At 69.4% G+C, this 15,228-nt stretch carries 17 protein-coding genes; 9 read left to right on the top strand and 8 right to left on the bottom strand.

From position 1 onward, the window contains the following. Together M1L36_RS06875 and M1L36_RS06870 are read left to right on the top strand one after the other, a co-directional pair. The gene (locus M1L36_RS06875) at positions 1–423 is read left to right on the top strand and encodes a DUF7112 family protein (RefSeq protein WP_250872983.1); all 423 of its coding nucleotides are present in this window, start codon (positions 1–3) and stop codon (positions 421–423) included. A gap of 88 nt (positions 424–511) precedes the next feature. After that, positions 512–970, top strand: a complete 459-nt coding sequence (locus M1L36_RS06870) for a DUF5807 family protein (RefSeq protein WP_250872982.1) — start codon at positions 512–514, stop codon at positions 968–970. Between the two features lie 40 nt (positions 971–1,010). Here M1L36_RS06870 and M1L36_RS06865 read toward each other — a convergent pair whose 3' ends face one another. The 3 genes from M1L36_RS06865 to M1L36_RS06855 all read right to left on the bottom strand — a co-directional run bounded on the left by M1L36_RS06865 (position 1,011) and on the right by M1L36_RS06855 (position 3,153). Beyond that, positions 1,011–2,144: a DHH family phosphoesterase gene (locus tag M1L36_RS06865; RefSeq protein ID WP_250872981.1), complete on the bottom strand. Its 1,134-nt coding sequence runs from the start codon at positions 2,142–2,144 to the stop codon at positions 1,011–1,013. Positions 2,145–2,296: 152 nt separating this feature from the next. Continuing rightward, positions 2,297–2,686 carry a universal stress protein gene (locus M1L36_RS06860; RefSeq protein WP_250872980.1) on the bottom strand — a complete coding sequence of 130 codons (390 nt, stop codon included), beginning with the start codon at positions 2,684–2,686 and terminating at the stop codon, positions 2,297–2,299. 53 nt (positions 2,687–2,739) lie between these two features. Next, positions 2,740–3,153, bottom strand: a complete 414-nt coding sequence (locus M1L36_RS06855; protein ID WP_250872979.1) for a DUF7344 domain-containing protein — start codon at positions 3,151–3,153, stop codon at positions 2,740–2,742. A gap of 91 nt (positions 3,154–3,244) precedes the next feature. On the opposite strand from M1L36_RS06855, the gene M1L36_RS06850 reads away from it, so the two are divergent. After that, positions 3,245–3,625 carry a universal stress protein gene (locus tag M1L36_RS06850; protein WP_250872978.1) on the top strand — a complete coding sequence of 127 codons (381 nt, stop codon included), beginning with the start codon at positions 3,245–3,247 and terminating at the stop codon, positions 3,623–3,625. A 31-nt stretch (positions 3,626–3,656) separates the two neighbouring features. Here M1L36_RS06850 and M1L36_RS06845 read toward each other — a convergent pair whose 3' ends face one another. Both M1L36_RS06845 and M1L36_RS06840 read right to left on the bottom strand, forming a co-directional pair. Beyond that, the gene (locus tag M1L36_RS06845; protein WP_250872977.1) at positions 3,657–4,226 is read right to left on the bottom strand and encodes a GNAT family N-acetyltransferase; all 570 of its coding nucleotides are present in this window, start codon (positions 4,224–4,226) and stop codon (positions 3,657–3,659) included. Beyond that, the gene (locus M1L36_RS06840; protein WP_250872976.1) at positions 4,223–4,591 is read right to left on the bottom strand and encodes a universal stress protein; all 369 of its coding nucleotides are present in this window, start codon (positions 4,589–4,591) and stop codon (positions 4,223–4,225) included. Before M1L36_RS06840 ends, M1L36_RS06845 begins: the two co-directional genes overlap by 4 nt. A 186-nt stretch (positions 4,592–4,777) precedes the next feature. On the opposite strand from M1L36_RS06840, the gene M1L36_RS06835 reads away from it, so the two are divergent. Beyond that, the gene (locus M1L36_RS06835) at positions 4,778–5,512 is read left to right on the top strand and encodes a DUF5806 family protein (protein WP_250872975.1); all 735 of its coding nucleotides are present in this window, start codon (positions 4,778–4,780) and stop codon (positions 5,510–5,512) included. A 63-nt stretch (positions 5,513–5,575) separates the two neighbouring features. Here the strand turns inward: M1L36_RS06835 and M1L36_RS06830 are convergent, their stop codons facing one another. Beyond that, positions 5,576–6,109, bottom strand: coding sequence for a DUF7529 family protein (locus tag M1L36_RS06830; RefSeq protein WP_250872974.1), 534 nt, complete (start codon positions 6,107–6,109; stop codon positions 5,576–5,578). A gap of 103 nt (positions 6,110–6,212) precedes the next feature. Here M1L36_RS06830 and M1L36_RS06825 point away from each other — a divergent pair, with 103 nt between their 5' ends. The 5 genes from M1L36_RS06825 to M1L36_RS06805 all read left to right on the top strand — a co-directional run bounded on the left by M1L36_RS06825 (position 6,213) and on the right by M1L36_RS06805 (position 13,129). Then, the gene (locus M1L36_RS06825) at positions 6,213–8,885 is read left to right on the top strand and encodes a dipeptide ABC transporter ATP-binding protein (RefSeq protein ID WP_250872973.1); all 2,673 of its coding nucleotides are present in this window, start codon (positions 6,213–6,215) and stop codon (positions 8,883–8,885) included. A gap of 90 nt (positions 8,886–8,975) precedes the next feature. Beyond that, on the top strand, positions 8,976–10,727 hold the full coding sequence (locus M1L36_RS06820) for an ABC transporter substrate-binding protein (protein WP_250872972.1): 1,752 nt from the start codon (positions 8,976–8,978) through the stop codon (positions 10,725–10,727). A gap of 35 nt (positions 10,728–10,762) precedes the next feature. Beyond that, positions 10,763–11,776: an ABC transporter permease gene (locus tag M1L36_RS06815; protein ID WP_250872971.1), complete on the top strand. Its 1,014-nt coding sequence runs from the start codon at positions 10,763–10,765 to the stop codon at positions 11,774–11,776. After that, complete coding sequence (locus M1L36_RS06810) at positions 11,773–12,750, top strand: ABC transporter permease (protein WP_250872970.1); 978 nt, start codon at positions 11,773–11,775, stop codon at positions 12,748–12,750. Before M1L36_RS06815 ends, M1L36_RS06810 begins: the two co-directional genes overlap by 4 nt. A 1-nt stretch (position 12,751) precedes the next feature. Then, a complete protein-coding gene (locus M1L36_RS06805; RefSeq protein ID WP_250872969.1) occupies positions 12,752–13,129 on the top strand; it encodes a DUF7268 family protein in 378 nt (125 codons plus the stop codon). A 36-nt stretch (positions 13,130–13,165) separates the two neighbouring features. Here M1L36_RS06805 and M1L36_RS06800 read toward each other — a convergent pair whose 3' ends face one another. Beyond that, on the bottom strand, positions 13,166–14,443 hold the full coding sequence (locus M1L36_RS06800; protein WP_250872968.1) for a dihydroorotase: 1,278 nt from the start codon (positions 14,441–14,443) through the stop codon (positions 13,166–13,168). Between the two features lie 91 nt (positions 14,444–14,534). After that, entirely contained in the window at positions 14,535–15,215 is a 681-nt protein-coding gene (locus M1L36_RS06795) for a lipoyl protein ligase domain-containing protein (protein ID WP_250872967.1), read from the bottom strand. Positions 15,216–15,228 lie beyond the last annotated feature (13 nt).

The raw sequence follows: 15,228 nt of genomic DNA, 5'->3' as shown, positions 1-15,228 counted from the left end.
GTGGGCGACCGTATCTCGCACGACCACGCGTCGGTCACGACCCGCCGGGCCAGCGTCGAGCGGGCCGGTCGCACCAGCCGTCCGAAGCTCGTCCTCCCCGAGGACCTGTCGGTCCCCGACCGACCGGTCCGTCTCGTCCTCGACGGGCGGACGTACTACACCACCGTCGAGGAGGCCGTCGACGGCACCGTCGAGATTCGCGGTGCGTACGACAACGCCCGGATGGCCCGCGAGCGCGACGGTGAGAACCACCTCGAAGCGTGGGTCGAGTCGACGGGCCTCGACTTCGGCCGGTCGGTCCACCTCGACGTCGTCGACGACGACTTCTACGGTGTCCGCGCTCCCGGCGAGCGCGCGGTGTACGCCCCGAGTTCGGGGCCGAGCGACTCGCTGTCGAGCATCGCCGAGGACCTCGACGGGTAGTCGGGCGCGCCGTCCCGGCCGGCGGGACGCGCCGCTCGCGGCTTCCCGAACACGCGCCGTTTTTCACCCGTCCGGCAGTACGTCGAGTATGGACGCTCCACGACGCGAGTTTCTGGCCGGCGAGCGCACCGACGACGTCGTCATCTACATCGCGGGCGACGCCGACATCGACGCGCTGGCCGGGTACGGCGAGGCCGTCGACGACGGCGTCGTCCTCGTCCTCCCGGGCGACGAGGGGCGCGCGGCGTTCGAGAACGCGACCGGTATCGACCCGATGTCCTTTGCGGGCACGGCGATGAGCACCGACGGCGACGTCGACCGCGAGTTGACGGGCGGCGACTGCCCGAGCGCCCACCCCGACGAACCCGCCGCCGACCACGCCGTCGAGTTCCTGTTCGCGTTCGCCGAGGAGCAGAACGAGGAGGTCGGCGGCGTCTACGAACACGGCGACGTCGTCCACGCCTACGCGGCCTGTTCCTGCGGGACGGCGTACTCCGAGCGGTGGGTCGTCGGTGACGAGGACGTCGACGTCGCGGCCGAAGAGTAAGACGCGCTTTCCCGACGGTTCTCGGTGGTACGACGACCGCCTACCGTTCGGTGTCGACGCCCTCGTCGTCCTGCTCGGGGAGCGCCCGGAACGCGTCGAGGATGACCTGCTTGGTGACTGCGCCGCGGGTCGTCCAGTGGTGGGCGTAGTCGAGCATGTCGTCGTAGATGTCGGGCTTGCAGCCCGCGGCCTTGGGGTGGCCCCCACCGTTGACCTGCCCGGCGACCTCGTGACAGCGCTCGAACCCGTCGCTACCGCGGATGGAGGCGCTCCCGGAGGGTTTGACGACGACCGCGGCGTCCGCGCCACGCTCGCGAAGGGTCTCACACACCTCGTTCTGCGAACACCGACCGTAGGTGGCCGCGACGACGACGCCGTCGATGGTGTGGAGTTCGGCGCGCTCGACGGCCTGGTCGATGAGCGCCTGCTTCTCGACGCGGCGTTCTTCGAGGTAGCGTTCGACCTCGCTGGGCAGGTCCGCGCCGTGCTCGCGGACGACCTCGACGTACAGTTCGTAGTACCCCCAGTACGCGAAGTCCGCGAGGTCGTCCGAACGGGGGTCCTCGCGCAGCCAGAGGTCGTGGTCGCGCGTCACGGCGGCGAGGTCCCGGTACTTCTCGTCGAACTCGTGGTCGAGGCTGCGGAGGGCGACGTCAGTCGTACACTCCTCGTCGGACTCGCCGACGACCAGTTCGACGTCGTTCGCCCGGACGAGCGCCGCGAGGTCCTCGTCCCACTGGTGGTGGTCGAACCACGACACCGAGGCGGCGTGCTCGACGAGCGCCGGGAGCGCTTCGACGTCGCCCTCGCGGTCCGGACAGAGGTCGCAGACGAACACCTCGACGCCCTCGGGGGTGTACTCGACGACCTGTTCGAGCGCTTCCGAGAGGCGGTGGGGCGACGTCGGGACGACCGGGACGGTGCCCTCGTAAGTTATCTCGTCGTCCTCGACCGAGACGTCGAGGCGGGGGTCCTCGCGCGCCTCGCGAATCAGCGCGACACAGCCCAGGCCGTCGGCGTCGCCGTCCGCGACGACGACCGTCTCGGCGCGTCCGAGTCGGGCGATGCGGTCCTCGCTCGGCCCCTCGCGGTCGGGGGTGAAGAAGCCCGCGCCGGGGAGGACCGACTTCCGCGAGAGCGGGAGGGTGTCGCTGTCGATGAGAGTTTCGTCCATGGCACTCAGAGCGGGGCCAGCGGGATGAAAGACGTGGTTCGCCGGACGAAGCGGGACGGACCGGACGCGACCGACAGCGCCCGGCGTGGGCCGTCTCTCGCTCGTGTCGACACGAGGTCCTCGCGGGGTCGTCGCGGGGGCGTCGGCCCGCGCTACTCCCGGACGGCCTCCAGTTGCCGGACGGTCAACACCGGCACCGGGCAGTCGTGGGCGATGCGCTCGGCGACGCTCCCGAGGTGGTAGGAGTAGGGGCTGTCCCGGCCCCGTGTGCCGGTGGCGACGAGGTCCGCGTCGACGCGCTCGACGTACCGGAGGATGGCGTCCGCGGGGTCGCCGCGACGGACGGCAGTCGTCACGGACCGGTCGAGCGACGCGCCGAAGCGCGCGAGTCGGGTCCGTATCAACTGCTCGTGGCCGTCGTCTTCGACGACCGAGAGGACGTGAACGTCGGCGTCGAAGCGCTCGGCGAAGTCGAGTGCGACCGTGACCGCTCGCTCCGCGCTCGGACTGGCGTCGCTGGCGATGACGACCGTCTCGAACATGTCCGACCCTGCGCGGTGCGGTGGCTAATAACCGATGGTCGTCGCCCGGCCGTTCACCCGTCGGTCCCGCCGTCGGGCGAGCGAGCGTCCTCGGGAGAGTGGGCGTCGCCCGGGTAGGCGTCGGCGTAGGCCAGCAACGGTTCGACCGCCGCCAGGGCGGGACCGGGGGCGACGATTCGGTCGCCCCGGTCGTGGTCGAGGAGTGCGGTCTCGTCGAGTCGCGGCAGGTGGACGTGCCAGAGCGAGAGGTGGACCGCACGGACACGCTCAGTGTCGACCGTGTCCTCGCCGTCCGTCTCGGTGGGGTCGGCCCCACCGTCGGTCTCCCGGGCCGCGGCGACGTGGCGAGCGAGTGCCAGTTCGTCGAGCGAACCGTGGTCGCGGAGCGCGCGCAGGACCGCCCGTCGGTCGGGGTTGGCGAGGAGCGCGAACGCCTCATCTGCGGAGGGGGGCGTCTCGGGGACCATTTGACAGTTTATCTACACTAGGGTCCGCGATAGTCCTATCGGCCGACCGACGCCCCAGAGGGTTTTTGCTCTCGCTCGCGGTGGGGTCGGTATGGACATCGAGACGGTGTTCGTCCCCGTCGACGGGAGCCCTCAGTCGGTGCGCGCCGTCGAGGTCGCCGTCGCCGTCGCGGACCGACACGACGGTGGGGTCCACGCGCTGTACCTGCTCGACCACGAGGCCGAGAGCCACACCCAGGAGATGATGGTCGCCACCCAGATGCTCGCTGGCGACGTCCCGGTCAGACACTCCTCGGCGTACGGGTTCACGACCGCGACGCTCGCCCAGCACCCCGGGAGCGTCGTCCTCGACGCCAGCGAGGACGTGGACGCGGACTTCGTCGTCGTCCCTCGCCAGCGCCCCTCGGCGCTGCTCGGGAAGGCCGCGGGCTACGTCCTCCAGTACGCAGAACAGCCGGTGTTGTCGGTCTGAGCCGGGTCCGAGCGGTCGCTGGGGTGGCCCCTCAGCGCAGTCGCAACGACATCTCCAGTTCGAAGCTCTCGGTGCGCGAGGTCTCGAAGCCGACCTTCTTGTAGAGCGCCACAGCCGGGTGGTTCCAGCGTTCGACGGTGAGCCAGACGCGTTCGAGTTCGGACTCCTGACCCGCGCCGAGCAGCGCCCGGATGAGTCGCGTCCCGATGCCCGCGCCCTGGTACGCCGCGAGGACGAAGATGGCGAGTTCGTACGCCTCCGACCCGTCGCCGGCGTCGCGGCGCGATTCGGGGACGTCCGGGACGAGCGTCGCGTGGCCGATGCGCCGGCCGTCTTCGAGGACGGCGACGACGTTGACGCAGTCGTCGGTGAGGATGTGGTCCAGCCAGTCGCGGACCTGCTGTTCGCCCGTCGGCGGGATGCCCTGGGCGCGGTCCTCGGGGTCGAACGCGACGTACATCTCGACGAGCGACTCGAAGCCGTCCTCGCTCCCGTCGTAGCGCTGGATGGTCACCGGCCGGCCCTCCCTGTCGTCGAACTCGACCGGCGGCCGGTCGAACGCCTCGGCGGGGTCGTCGGGGTAGAGGCGGTCGGGACTCATCGAATCAGGGTCACCGAGGTGTTGGCGTTCAGCAGGACGAACTCGGCGATGCTCCCGATGCTGATCTTCCCGAGCGGACTGGTCTCGCCGCCGCCGAGGACGATGCGGTCGAACCCCTCGCTGTCGGCGACGTCGACGAGTTGGCTCCCGGGATGCCCGCGCAGGACCCGGACGTCGGCGTCCAGTGTCCGCTCGTCGAGGTGCTCGTGGACGCGCGTCTCGACCTCCTCGACCGAGAGGTCGGAGTCGGGGTTCTCGACGACGGCGACCGTCACCTCGTCGCCGGCGTCCTGTGCCCGCTCCAGCGCCACCGCCAGCGCGCGCAGCGAGTCGTCGCTGCCACCGATACCGACCAGCGTTCGCATGGTACTGTCGTCGCTCGGCGGTCCCAAAAGCCTCCCGGCGCTCGGTGGTGCTCGTCGAGCCGAAGACGGCGGTCGAAAGACCGTGAACCGTCGGGGCGCTCCTCCGGCGTCCCCGCGTCCGTCCACGTTCAGTTTCACCGCCCGGACGGCGACACGCTCTTACTCGCCGACCAATCAGGACGTGTCATGAGCGAGGAGTCGCCCGAACACGCCGGGTCCGACGAGGAGACCACCCCCGAGACGAACGCCGTCGGGGAGACGCACGCCGAGGAGTCCCCGACCGACGCCACGACGAACGGCCACGAGAGCGACGCCTCGGCCGCCGCCCCCCCGGCCGACGAGTCACCGGGTGACGCCCCGAACGAGTCGTCCCCGAGCGCCCAGCCGGGCGTCCCCGACCCCGAGAGCGTCGAGGAGGAACGCGACGTACCCGAGGACGTCGCCAAGTACGCGCGGTTCAAGAAGATAGACGGCGCGACGTACGACCGCGCCAACCAGTTCCTGCGCGACCGCACGTACATCACCGCTCGGGAGTGGGCAATCGCGCGCCTCTGTTCCGACTTCCGCACCGAGACGGGCGTCGAGATGACGAAGATCGGCGAGAACCTCCCCGAACTCGTCCCGTTCATGGAGGACACCTACACGCCACAGGCGGTCAACCAGGCGCGCTCGGCGTTCGAGGACAAGATACGCAAGGCGGGCGCGACGTTCCTCTACGGCGCGATGTGCGACTTCTTCACCGCCGAGGAGCTGGACGACGTGATGTACGAGGCGACGGAGGTCGCGAAGTTCCTGCTGGAAGTGGAGGGCGTCGACCTGAGCGTCGAGGAGGAACTGGAGGCCGAAGAGCGCATCTCCAGCGTGATGCGCGAGGTGCGCGCGGCGAGCGCCGAGTTGCGCGAGGAAGAAACCGAGGAGTGAGACGACGGGAGCGAGCGGCCCATCTCGGTGGGCGGCGTGCCGTCACAGACGGTTCGGTCCGCCCTACGCGGTCCCGTCGCCGTCGACCGCGGGCGCGTCGTCCGTGTCGTCGGCCTCGCCACCGAAGAACACGTCCGGGTCGTCGAACTGCAGGACGACCGCCTCGTCGTTGGCGAGCGGGCGGACGAACGCCCGCAGCGACCCCTCCTGGTAGACGTCGCGCTGGAGCTGTGCCACCTCGTCGTCGGTGAGGTGGTAGTACAGCGGACAGCAGACGGCCGCCGAGCCGTCGTCGGCGGCGAGGACGGCGACGAAGAACGCGACGTCGTCGGCCTGCGCCCGGAACACGTCCGTCGCCGGGAGCGCGGTGTCGGCGACCACCTCGCGCAGCGCGTCGAACTCCGAGTTCGGGACGAGGACGTCGAACCCGCCGAGGTCGGGGCGGGGGACGACGTCCCCGGGGTGGAGTTCGACGACGTCGGCACCGGCGTCGCGGAGCTGGTCGGCGGTCGCGTTCATGTCGTCGACGACCGCCTCCCAGTGGTCGGCGACGCGCTCGATGGGGTGTTCGCGGTCGGCGTCGGGTGTCTGGTCCATACTCGCCGTGGCGGCTCCCGACGTAAACGCGTTACTCATGTGGTATCTCGGCCCGTGAGGCGGACTCCCAAAACGATTTACTTCAGTTCGTCCAACGCCGGATGTGACCGCAGACGAGTTACTCTCTCTCTCCGACCTTCGTACGCAGTTCGACACCGACCGCGGCGCGGTCAAGGCAGTCGACGGCGTCGACCTCACCGTCCGCGAGGGCGAGACGGTCGGTCTCGTCGGCGAGTCGGGCTCGGGCAAGTCCGTCACCGCCCTGTCGGCGATGGACCTCATCGACAGCCCCGGCCGCATCGCCGGCGGGAGCGTCTCGTTCCGGGCCGTCGAGACCGTCCGCCGACTCGCTCGCCGCTATCCGAAGGGAATCGCCACGCCCGACCACGACGGCTACATCCACGTCGAAGCCGGAACCGCCCGCGACGGCTCGACGAGCGACCCCGACGAGGTCGCCCGCGCCGCCCGGGAGTCGCCGAAACAGATCGCCGCCGGCGACGTCGACGGCACCGTCCACATCGAGGCCGGCCGCGTCGACCTGACCGACGCGCCCGAGAAGGTGATGCGCGAGATTCGGGGCGGCGACATGGGGATGATCTTCCAGGACCCCATGACCTCGCTCAACCCGGCGCTCACCGTCGGCGAACAGGTCGCCGAGTCGCTGCGCCTGCACCGCTACGGCGGCCGCAAGAAGGACTCGTGGTTCAACGCCGTCCGCGAGGCGCTCTCGCGGAGCGGCCTGAACGAGGAGGTCCGCGAGGAGGCCGTCGACCTGCTCGCGGAGGTCGGCATCCCCGAACCCGCCCAGCGCGTCGACGAACACCCCCACGAGTTCTCGGGAGGGATGCGCCAGCGCGTCCTCATCGCCATCGCGCTGGCGTGTCGCCCGCAGTTGCTCATCGCCGACGAGCCGACCACCGCACTCGACGTCACCATCCAGGCGCAGATACTCGACCTCATCAACGACCTCCAGGACGACCTCGGGATGTCGGTGCTGATGATCACCCACGACCTCGGGGTCGTCGCCGAGACGTGCGACCGCGTCGCCGTGATGTACGCGGGAGAAATCGTCGAGGAGGGACCGGTCGAAGAGATATTCCAGAACCCCTCTCACCCCTACACGTACACGCTGCTCGAGTCCATCCCCAGCGAGGACGCCGAGCGCCTGACGCCCATCGAGGGCAACGTCCCGGACCTCATCGACATGCCCGAGGGGTGTCACTTCGCGCCGCGCTGTCCGTGGGCGAAACCGGAGTGTACCGAGGGCGACATCCCGTTCCTCCAGCACGGTCCCGGCGAGAACAGTGGGCCGGGAGCAGGGAGCGCGAGCGACCGTGGTCCCGAGGAGGTCGACCACCGGGCGAAGTGCATCCTCGACGACTTCGACACGAGCGAGTACGGCACCGACGCCGGCATCGCCGCCACCTCGAAGACGCCGACGGGCGAGCCGATTCTGGAGGCCAAGGGGCTGAAGAAGCACTTCTCGCGGGCCGACGGGCTGCTCGACGAGTGGCTCGGCGGCGACCTCGGCACCGTGAAGGCAGTCGACGGCGTCGACCTCACCGTCCACGAACGCGAGACGCTCGGTCTCGTCGGCGAGTCCGGCTGTGGGAAGTCGACGACGGGACGGTCCATCCTCCGCCTGCTCGAACCGACCGACGGGACGGTCGTGTTCGCGGGCGACGACGTCGGCGGCCTCTCGAAGTCCGCGCTCCGGAAGAAACGGCGGGACATGCAGATGATATTCCAGGACCCGCTGTCGAGCCTCGACCCCCGCCAGACCGTCGCGGCGACCATCGCCGAACCGCTGAAGATACACGACCTGCCGGCGGAAGCGCCCGACGACGGAACCTCCAGGAGCGACCAGCGCCGCGAGCGCGTCACCGAACTGATGGAGGCGGTCGGTCTCGACCCGAACCAGCGCGACCGCTACCCCCACGAGATGTCCGGGGGCCAGCGCCAGCGCGTCGGTATCGCCCGCGCGCTGGCCGTCGACCCCGACTTCATCGTCTGTGACGAACCGGTGAGCGCCCTCGACGTGAGCGTCCAGGCCCAGATACTCAACCTCATGGAGGAACTCCAGGAGGAGTTCGGCCTGACGTACCTGTTCATCGCCCACGACCTCTCGGTCGTCCGGCACATCTGTGACCGCATCGCCGTGATGTACCTCGGCGAGGTCGTCGAGGTGGCGGCGACCGACGAACTGTTCGACGACCCGAAACACCCCTACACGCGAGCGTTGCTCTCGGCGATTCCGACGCCCGACCCGACGGTGACCGCCGACCGCGTCATCCTCTCGGGGGACGTCCCGAGTCCCGTCGACCCGCCTTCGGGGTGTCGGTTCCGAACGCGCTGTCCGTCGGTCATCCCGCCGTCGGACGTCGACATCGAGCAGGAGACGTTCCGCGAGGTGATGGACTTCCGCCAGCGCGTCGAGGAGGACCGCGTCGACGTCGCGGCGCTGCGCGACCCCGAGACGCCGGCGGCGGCGGCCGACGGCGGCACCGAGGCCAGCGGCGTCACTGACACGGCGACCCGCACCGACGCCACCTCGGTCGTCGACGACCTGTTCGAGACGCGTCTGACCGGAACGAACCGGACGACGGTCGAGAAAGCGGTCGAACACCTGCTCGCCGACGACCGCGAGGCGGCCGCCGAGACGCTCCGCGAGCGGTTCGAGACGGTGTGTGAGCGCGACCGCCCGCGCCTCCAGGACGCACCTCACCCGGCGGCGTGCCACCTCTACGAACAGTCGGGTGGGGACGACGACCGATAGTCTCTCGACGAGTAGAATCGCCCGACTGTGAGTTAATTGCCGTTTTCACACTCCGGTAGAGTTATCAGTCACGATGTGCCGTGTGTGGGTATGGCTCAGGATGACACGTCTAGACGAACGTTTCTCAAAGTAGCCGGCAGTACCGCGGCGGCCGCCTCGCTGGCCGGCTGTCTCGGTGGCGGCGACGACGAAGAGCCGTCCGGTAACGGCACGGGCGGTGGCGACGGTAACGGCACGGGCGGTGGCGACGGTAACGGCACCGGTGGCGGTGGGGGCGGCGGTGGCTCCGGTGGGACGCTCATCTACGGTCGCGGGAGCGACTCCGCGACGCTCGACCCACAGAACACGACCTCCGGTGAGGACGCGAAGGTCATCAACCAGGTGTACGACACGCTCATCAAGTTCGAGACCGGCGCGTCCTCGCTCGTCGAGGGGCTGGCGACGGAGTACGAACTCGACGGCACGACGGCGACGCTGACGCTCCGCGAGGACGCGACGTTCCACAACGGTGACACCGTCACCGCCGAGGACTTCATCGCGACGTACCGCCGGTTCGTCGACGAGGAGTACGAGTCCTTCATCGGGATGACCGACGACGAGGGCGTCTCCGGTGCCAAGCAGTCGTACTACGGTGGGTACCTGCTGAGCAAGGTCACGAACGTCGAGGCATCGAGCGAGACCGAACTCACCATCGAACTCGACAGTCAGTACGCGCCGTTCCTGCGGAACCTCGCGGTGTTCGCGATGGCCGTGATGCCGAAGAGCCTCATCGAGGAGGGTCACGACTTCTCCAGCGACCCGGTCGGCAGTGGCCCGTTCAGCTTCGACGAGTGGGACACGAGCAACCAGCGCATCCGACTGGCCGCCAACGGCGAGTACTGGGGGACGACGCCCTCGGTCGGCGAGGTCGTCTTCCAGGGTGTCGGCGACAACTCGACGCGGACCCAGCAGCTCGTCGCGGGCGAGTCCCACATCATCGACGGGATGGACGCACAGTCCATCCAGACCCTCGAGAACAGCGACGCCGCGAGCGTTCAGCGCACGGAAGGGATGACCGTCGGTTATCTCGCGTTCAACATGGCACGCGTCGAGGCGTTCCGCGACAAGCGCGTCCGCCAGGCCATCAACTACGCCATCAACACGCAGGCCATCGTCGAGAACATCTACAAGGGGCTGGCGACGCGTGCCAGCCAGCCGGTTCCGCCGACGGTGATGGGCCACAACGAGAACGTCGACCCGTACCCCCACGACCCCGAGCAGGCGCAGTCGCTGCTGGAGGAGGCCGGCTACAGTGACCTCACGTTCCAGCTGGAGACGATGACGAACCCACGACCGTACTTCGCGTCGCCGGTCCAGACCGCCCAGACCGTCCGGACGAACCTCTCGGAGGTCGGTGTCGAGATCGAAATCAACCAGCAGCAGTGGGACCCGTATCTGGAGTACACCGCGGAGGGCAAGCACGACGCCTGTTTCCTCGGGTGGATCTCGGACAACGCCGACCCGGACAACTTCTACTACCCGCTGCTCCACCCGCAGGTGGAGACGAGCACGGTGCCCGAGGGTCAGGACTGGCTCAGCTGGGACACCGAGGGTGTCAACACCGGCAACCGCTCGATGTGGGCGAACACCGAGTTCATGGACCTCGTCTCGGAGGCCCAGCAGTCCTACGACGAGGGGAGCCGCGAGGAGACGTACAAGCAGATCGGCGAACTCGTCAACGAGGAAGCGCCGTGGGTGTTCATGACCCACACCGAGGAGCTGCGCGGTGTCAGCAGCGCGGTGTCCGGGTTCACCGTCTCGCCCATCAGCGGGCCGGCGCTCAACGAAGTCTCCATCGAGTGAGGTAACGACTCGGCCGCGTCCGAGTCAGTTTCAACATGACATCTAAACGATTTATACTGAAGCGACTGCTGTTGCTCGTCCCGGTGTTGCTGGGCGTCGCGACGCTCGTGTTCGCTATCCTGCACCTCTCGCCGGGGAACCCGGCGCGGGTCATCGCGGGTGCCCGAGCGAGCGAGGCGTTCGTCCAGCGCATCGAGAACGACCTCGGGTTGAACGACCCCATCTGGATCCAGTACGGTCGGTTCCTCGGCGACGTCGTGACGTTCGACTTCGGTCGGTCGTACACCGTCCGGCAGGGTACGCCCGTCTCGACGGTGCTCCAGACGTTCTTCCCGACGACGCTCGAACTCGCCCTGCTCGGCCAACTGTTCGGCATCCTCATCGGACTGCCGCTGGGCGTGCTGAGCGCGGTCAAACAGGACTCGTTGACCGACCACTTCACGCGCATCGGCGCGCTGGCGGGCATCAGCGTCCCTATCTTCTGGAGCGGGCCGCTGCTCATCATGCTGTTCGCCGTCCAGTTGGACCTCGTCCCGACGAGTGGTCGCCTCGGCGTCGCGTACGACAACCCAGAGATAACGGGGCTCATCACCGTCGACACGCTGCTCGTCGGTGACATCCCGGCGTTCGTCGACGCCGCTCAACACCTGGCGCTGCCCGCGCTGGTCATCGGCATCTACGCGACGGCGCTCATCTCCCGGATGATGCGCTCGTCGATGCTGGAGGTCATCAGGCAGGACTACATGCGGACCGCCCGCGCGAAGGGTCAGGGCGCGAAGATAACGGTGATGAAACACGGGTTCCGCAACGCGCTCATTCCGGTCGTCACCATCATCGGCATCCAGTTCGGGTCGCTGCTCGGTGGGGCCGTCCTCACCGAGACGGTGTTCAACATCCGGGGTATCGGCACGCTGCTCGTCGAAGCCATCCAGAGCGGTGACTACCCCGTCGTGCAGGGCACCGTGCTGCTGTTCGCACTGCTGTTCACGCTCGTCAACCTGGGCGTCGACATCACCTACTCGTACCTCGACCCGAGGATCGACCAATGAGCACGGAGACCACCAGCGAGGAGCACACGAGCGAACGGGGGCTCGTCGACCGCCTGTTCGCCTCGCCGTTCCTCACCGACCTGCTGTCGAATCGCCTCGCGCTCATCGGCCTGGGCATCATCGGGATGCTCGTCGTCGTCGCGCTGTACGCCCGGTTCGTGATGATCGGTGGACTGACGCCCGACCTCACACCCATCGTGAGCTCCAAGCTCGGTACCGCGCCGTCGATGCAGGGGCCGTGTGGCTCGTCGAAGGTGGGCCAGTCCATTCAGAACGCAGGGAACTGTCCCTACCCGTTCGGGACGGACATCCAGGCGCGGAACATCTTCGACCGCGTGCTGTACGGCTCGTGGCTGGCGCTGAAGTGGGGCACCGTCACCGTCGGCATCTCGACGGTGCTCGGGGTCGGACTCGGCACGCTCGCGGCGTACTACGGCGACGTGACGGACAACGTCATCATGCGGACGATGGACGTGCTGCTCGCGTTCCCGTCGCTGCTGCTGGCGCTGGCGCTCGTCGCCATCTTCGGTCCGAGTCTCACCAACGCCGTCATCGCGCTGGTGCTCGTCTACACGCCGCGGTTCGCCCGTGTCGTCCGCGGGGCGGCGCTGAAGGTGCTCGAAGACGAGTACGTCGACGCGACGGTCGCGCTCGGTGCGACCGACCCGCGCATCCTCGTCAAGCACGTGTTGCCGAACTCGCTGGCTCCCATCACCGTCCAGTCGACGCTGAACTTCGGGCTGGCAATCATCGACCTCGCCGCGCTGTCGTTCCTCGGGTTCGGCGCGCAGGCGGGGACCCCCTCGTGGGGGGCGATGCTCTCGGAGGGTGTCAACTACGGCCTGCTCAGCGGCCAGTGGTGGTGGTCGTTCTTCCCCGGCCTGTTCCTCGCGGTGACCGTGCTGGGGTTCAACCTGCTCGGTGACGGGATGCGCGACGCGCTCGACCCGCGGATGCGCGAGACCGTCGACTGACGTGACCGACACGTCCGACTCGACGGCCGCGTTCCGGCGGTACCTGCGGGCTAGCGCCCGCCTGCTGGCCGGTAGCGCGCTCGTCGGGGGCGCCCTCGGAACCGCCGTCTACCTCGCGTTGTTGGTCGTCGGGGACGGTCCCCGGCCCGCGAGTACGACGGCGTTCGCACTCGGCGCGCTCGTCTTCGGCTTCGGGACGCTCGGCTGGTCGGGGTCGGTGTTCCTCGGCGAGAGCGTCGAGTCGGCACAGCGCTTTCTCGACACCGAGTCGAACTGGACCGAAGCCGGCTCACGGCGGGCGATGGCCCGCCTCGCCGGTGCGGGGGCGGGGGCGATGGTCGCCGTCGCCCTCCTCGGGAGCGTCGTCGGGGCGCTCTGAGGCGGCCGACGTAGAAGCAGTTCCGCGACCGTCTCCTCACTCCCGGACGTTCCGCCCGACGGCCTCGCCGAAGCGCTCGCCACCTTCCGTTCGCTCGTACACCAGTTCCCCGCGCACCATCGTCCACAGCGGGAACACGCCGGCCATCCCCTCGAACGGGGTCCACTCGCAGTTCGAGTGGAGGTCCGCACCGCGAATCTTCTGACTGGCCTCGGGGTCGACGAGCACGAGGTCGGCGTCGTACCCCTCCGCGACGCGGCCCTTCTGCGACAGGCCGAACACCTCGGCGGGGTTCCGAGCGGTGGCGTCCCGGACGCGCTCGTAGCTCAGGTCGCCTCGACGGGCGGCTTCGAGCAGCAGTGGCAGCGACGTCTCGACGCCGGGGACGCCGCTCGGGGCGTCCCAGATGCTCGCGTCCTTCTCCGCACGGGTGTGTGGGGCGTGGTCGGTGGCGACCATATCGACCGTGCCGTCGGCCAGGCGCTCGAACAGCGCCGCTCGGCGCTGCTCGCTCCTGAGCGGCGGGTTCATCCGACCGAACGTGCCCAGGTCGTCGTAGTCGTCCCGGGAGAGGAAGAGGTGGTGGGGCGTCACCTCGCAGGTCATCTCCGCCTCGGCGGCGACGTCGACCGCCTCGGGGGTGGAGGTGTGAGCGACGTGGACGGTCGTGCCGGTGTCCTCGGCGACCCCACAGGCGCGCTCGACGGCCGCTATCTCGGCCTCGGCGGTGCGGAAGGCGCTCCAGGCGTCGTGGTCGTCGCGCTCGCGAGCGTCCGCCGAGAACAGGTCGGCGTCCTCGGCGTGGACCGTCACGGGGACGCCGGCGTCGCGGGCGCGCTCCAGCGCGTCGGCGAACAGGTCGGCGTCGATACCCATGTCGCCCGTCGAGTCCGCGAGGAACACCTCGCCGAGCGCGAACAGCGGGCGCTCGAACAGCGTCTCGGGGTCCCACTCGGGCGTGACGCCGCCGTTGATGCCGTAGTCGACGAGCGACTCGCGAGCGAGTTCGGCCTTCTCGTCGAACGCCGCGCCCGTCGTGGTCGCGGGGTCGGTGTTGGGTTGGTCGACCACCGTCGTGACGCCTCCCGCGGCGGCGCACCGGGACCCCGTCGTCCAGGTCTCCTTGTGGGAGAACCCGGGTTCGCGGAAGTGGACGTGGACGTCGACGACGCCGGGCAGGAGCAGGTTGCCGTCGGCCTCCACGACCGACGAGTCGTTCTGCTGGAGGTTGCGACCGACCGTCACGATACGCCCGTCGCGCACCCGAACGTCTCGGACTCGCCCGTCCGCGAGGTGGGCGTCCCTGATGAGCATACCCACTCGTCCGTCGGCATCGGTGGTAATCCTGTCCCTTCTGTCGATTCGTGGGGGTCGAATGCGCCGCCGACGCCGGGGCCGAACTCGTTCAGCCGTCGAGGCGTTCGACCCGCGCGTCGTGGCCGCCGACCAGCGCGTCCTCGATGGCGTCGACGACCGCGTTGGGGTCGCTCGGCCCGCCCGCGTTCGCGACGCTGCCGACGCTCGCCGGGTCGAACGGCTGGTCGAGCGCGTCGTACACCGCCGCCAGCACGTCGGCGATGGCCTCGCGCTCGGCCACGATGCAGATGCCCGCGGTGAGCGCGACGCCCCGCTGGACGCGCTGAGCGAGGCCCACGACCTTCCCGTCGGCCTGGATGGAGTGACTGCCCGGACAGAACGAGTCGGGTGGTTCCCCCGGCCGGGCGTCGACGCCCAGTGTGTCGAGCGCCGCCAGCAGGTCGCGCTCGGCGGCCTCGTAGCGTTCGTCGATGCCGACGCGCATGTCGCCGACGGGTGTCACGCGGGCGAACGCGACGGTGTCGCCGGTGTACGCCACCGCTCGGCCGCCTACCCGACGCTCCCGTGGCGGGAACCCCCGGTCGGCGGCGGCCGTGCGGGCGGTCGCGTACCCTTCCGCGTGGGTGTCCCGGCGACCGAACGCCACCTGCCGGTGGGGCGTCCACACCCGGACCGCTCCCTCCTCGGCCTCGCGAGCGTCCTCGACGAGCGTTCGGGTCACCGCTCGGTCGGCTTCGGGGTCCTCTGCCCGTCCCCGCAGTACGCGCATGGCCCGGAGTTGG

The sequence above is a fragment of the Halomarina rubra genome, from assembly GCF_023699475.1.
In the GTDB taxonomy this organism is placed as follows: domain Archaea; phylum Halobacteriota; class Halobacteria; order Halobacteriales; family Haloarculaceae; genus Halomarina; species Halomarina rubra.
This window is presented reverse-complemented; position numbering and strand designations above follow the sequence as displayed.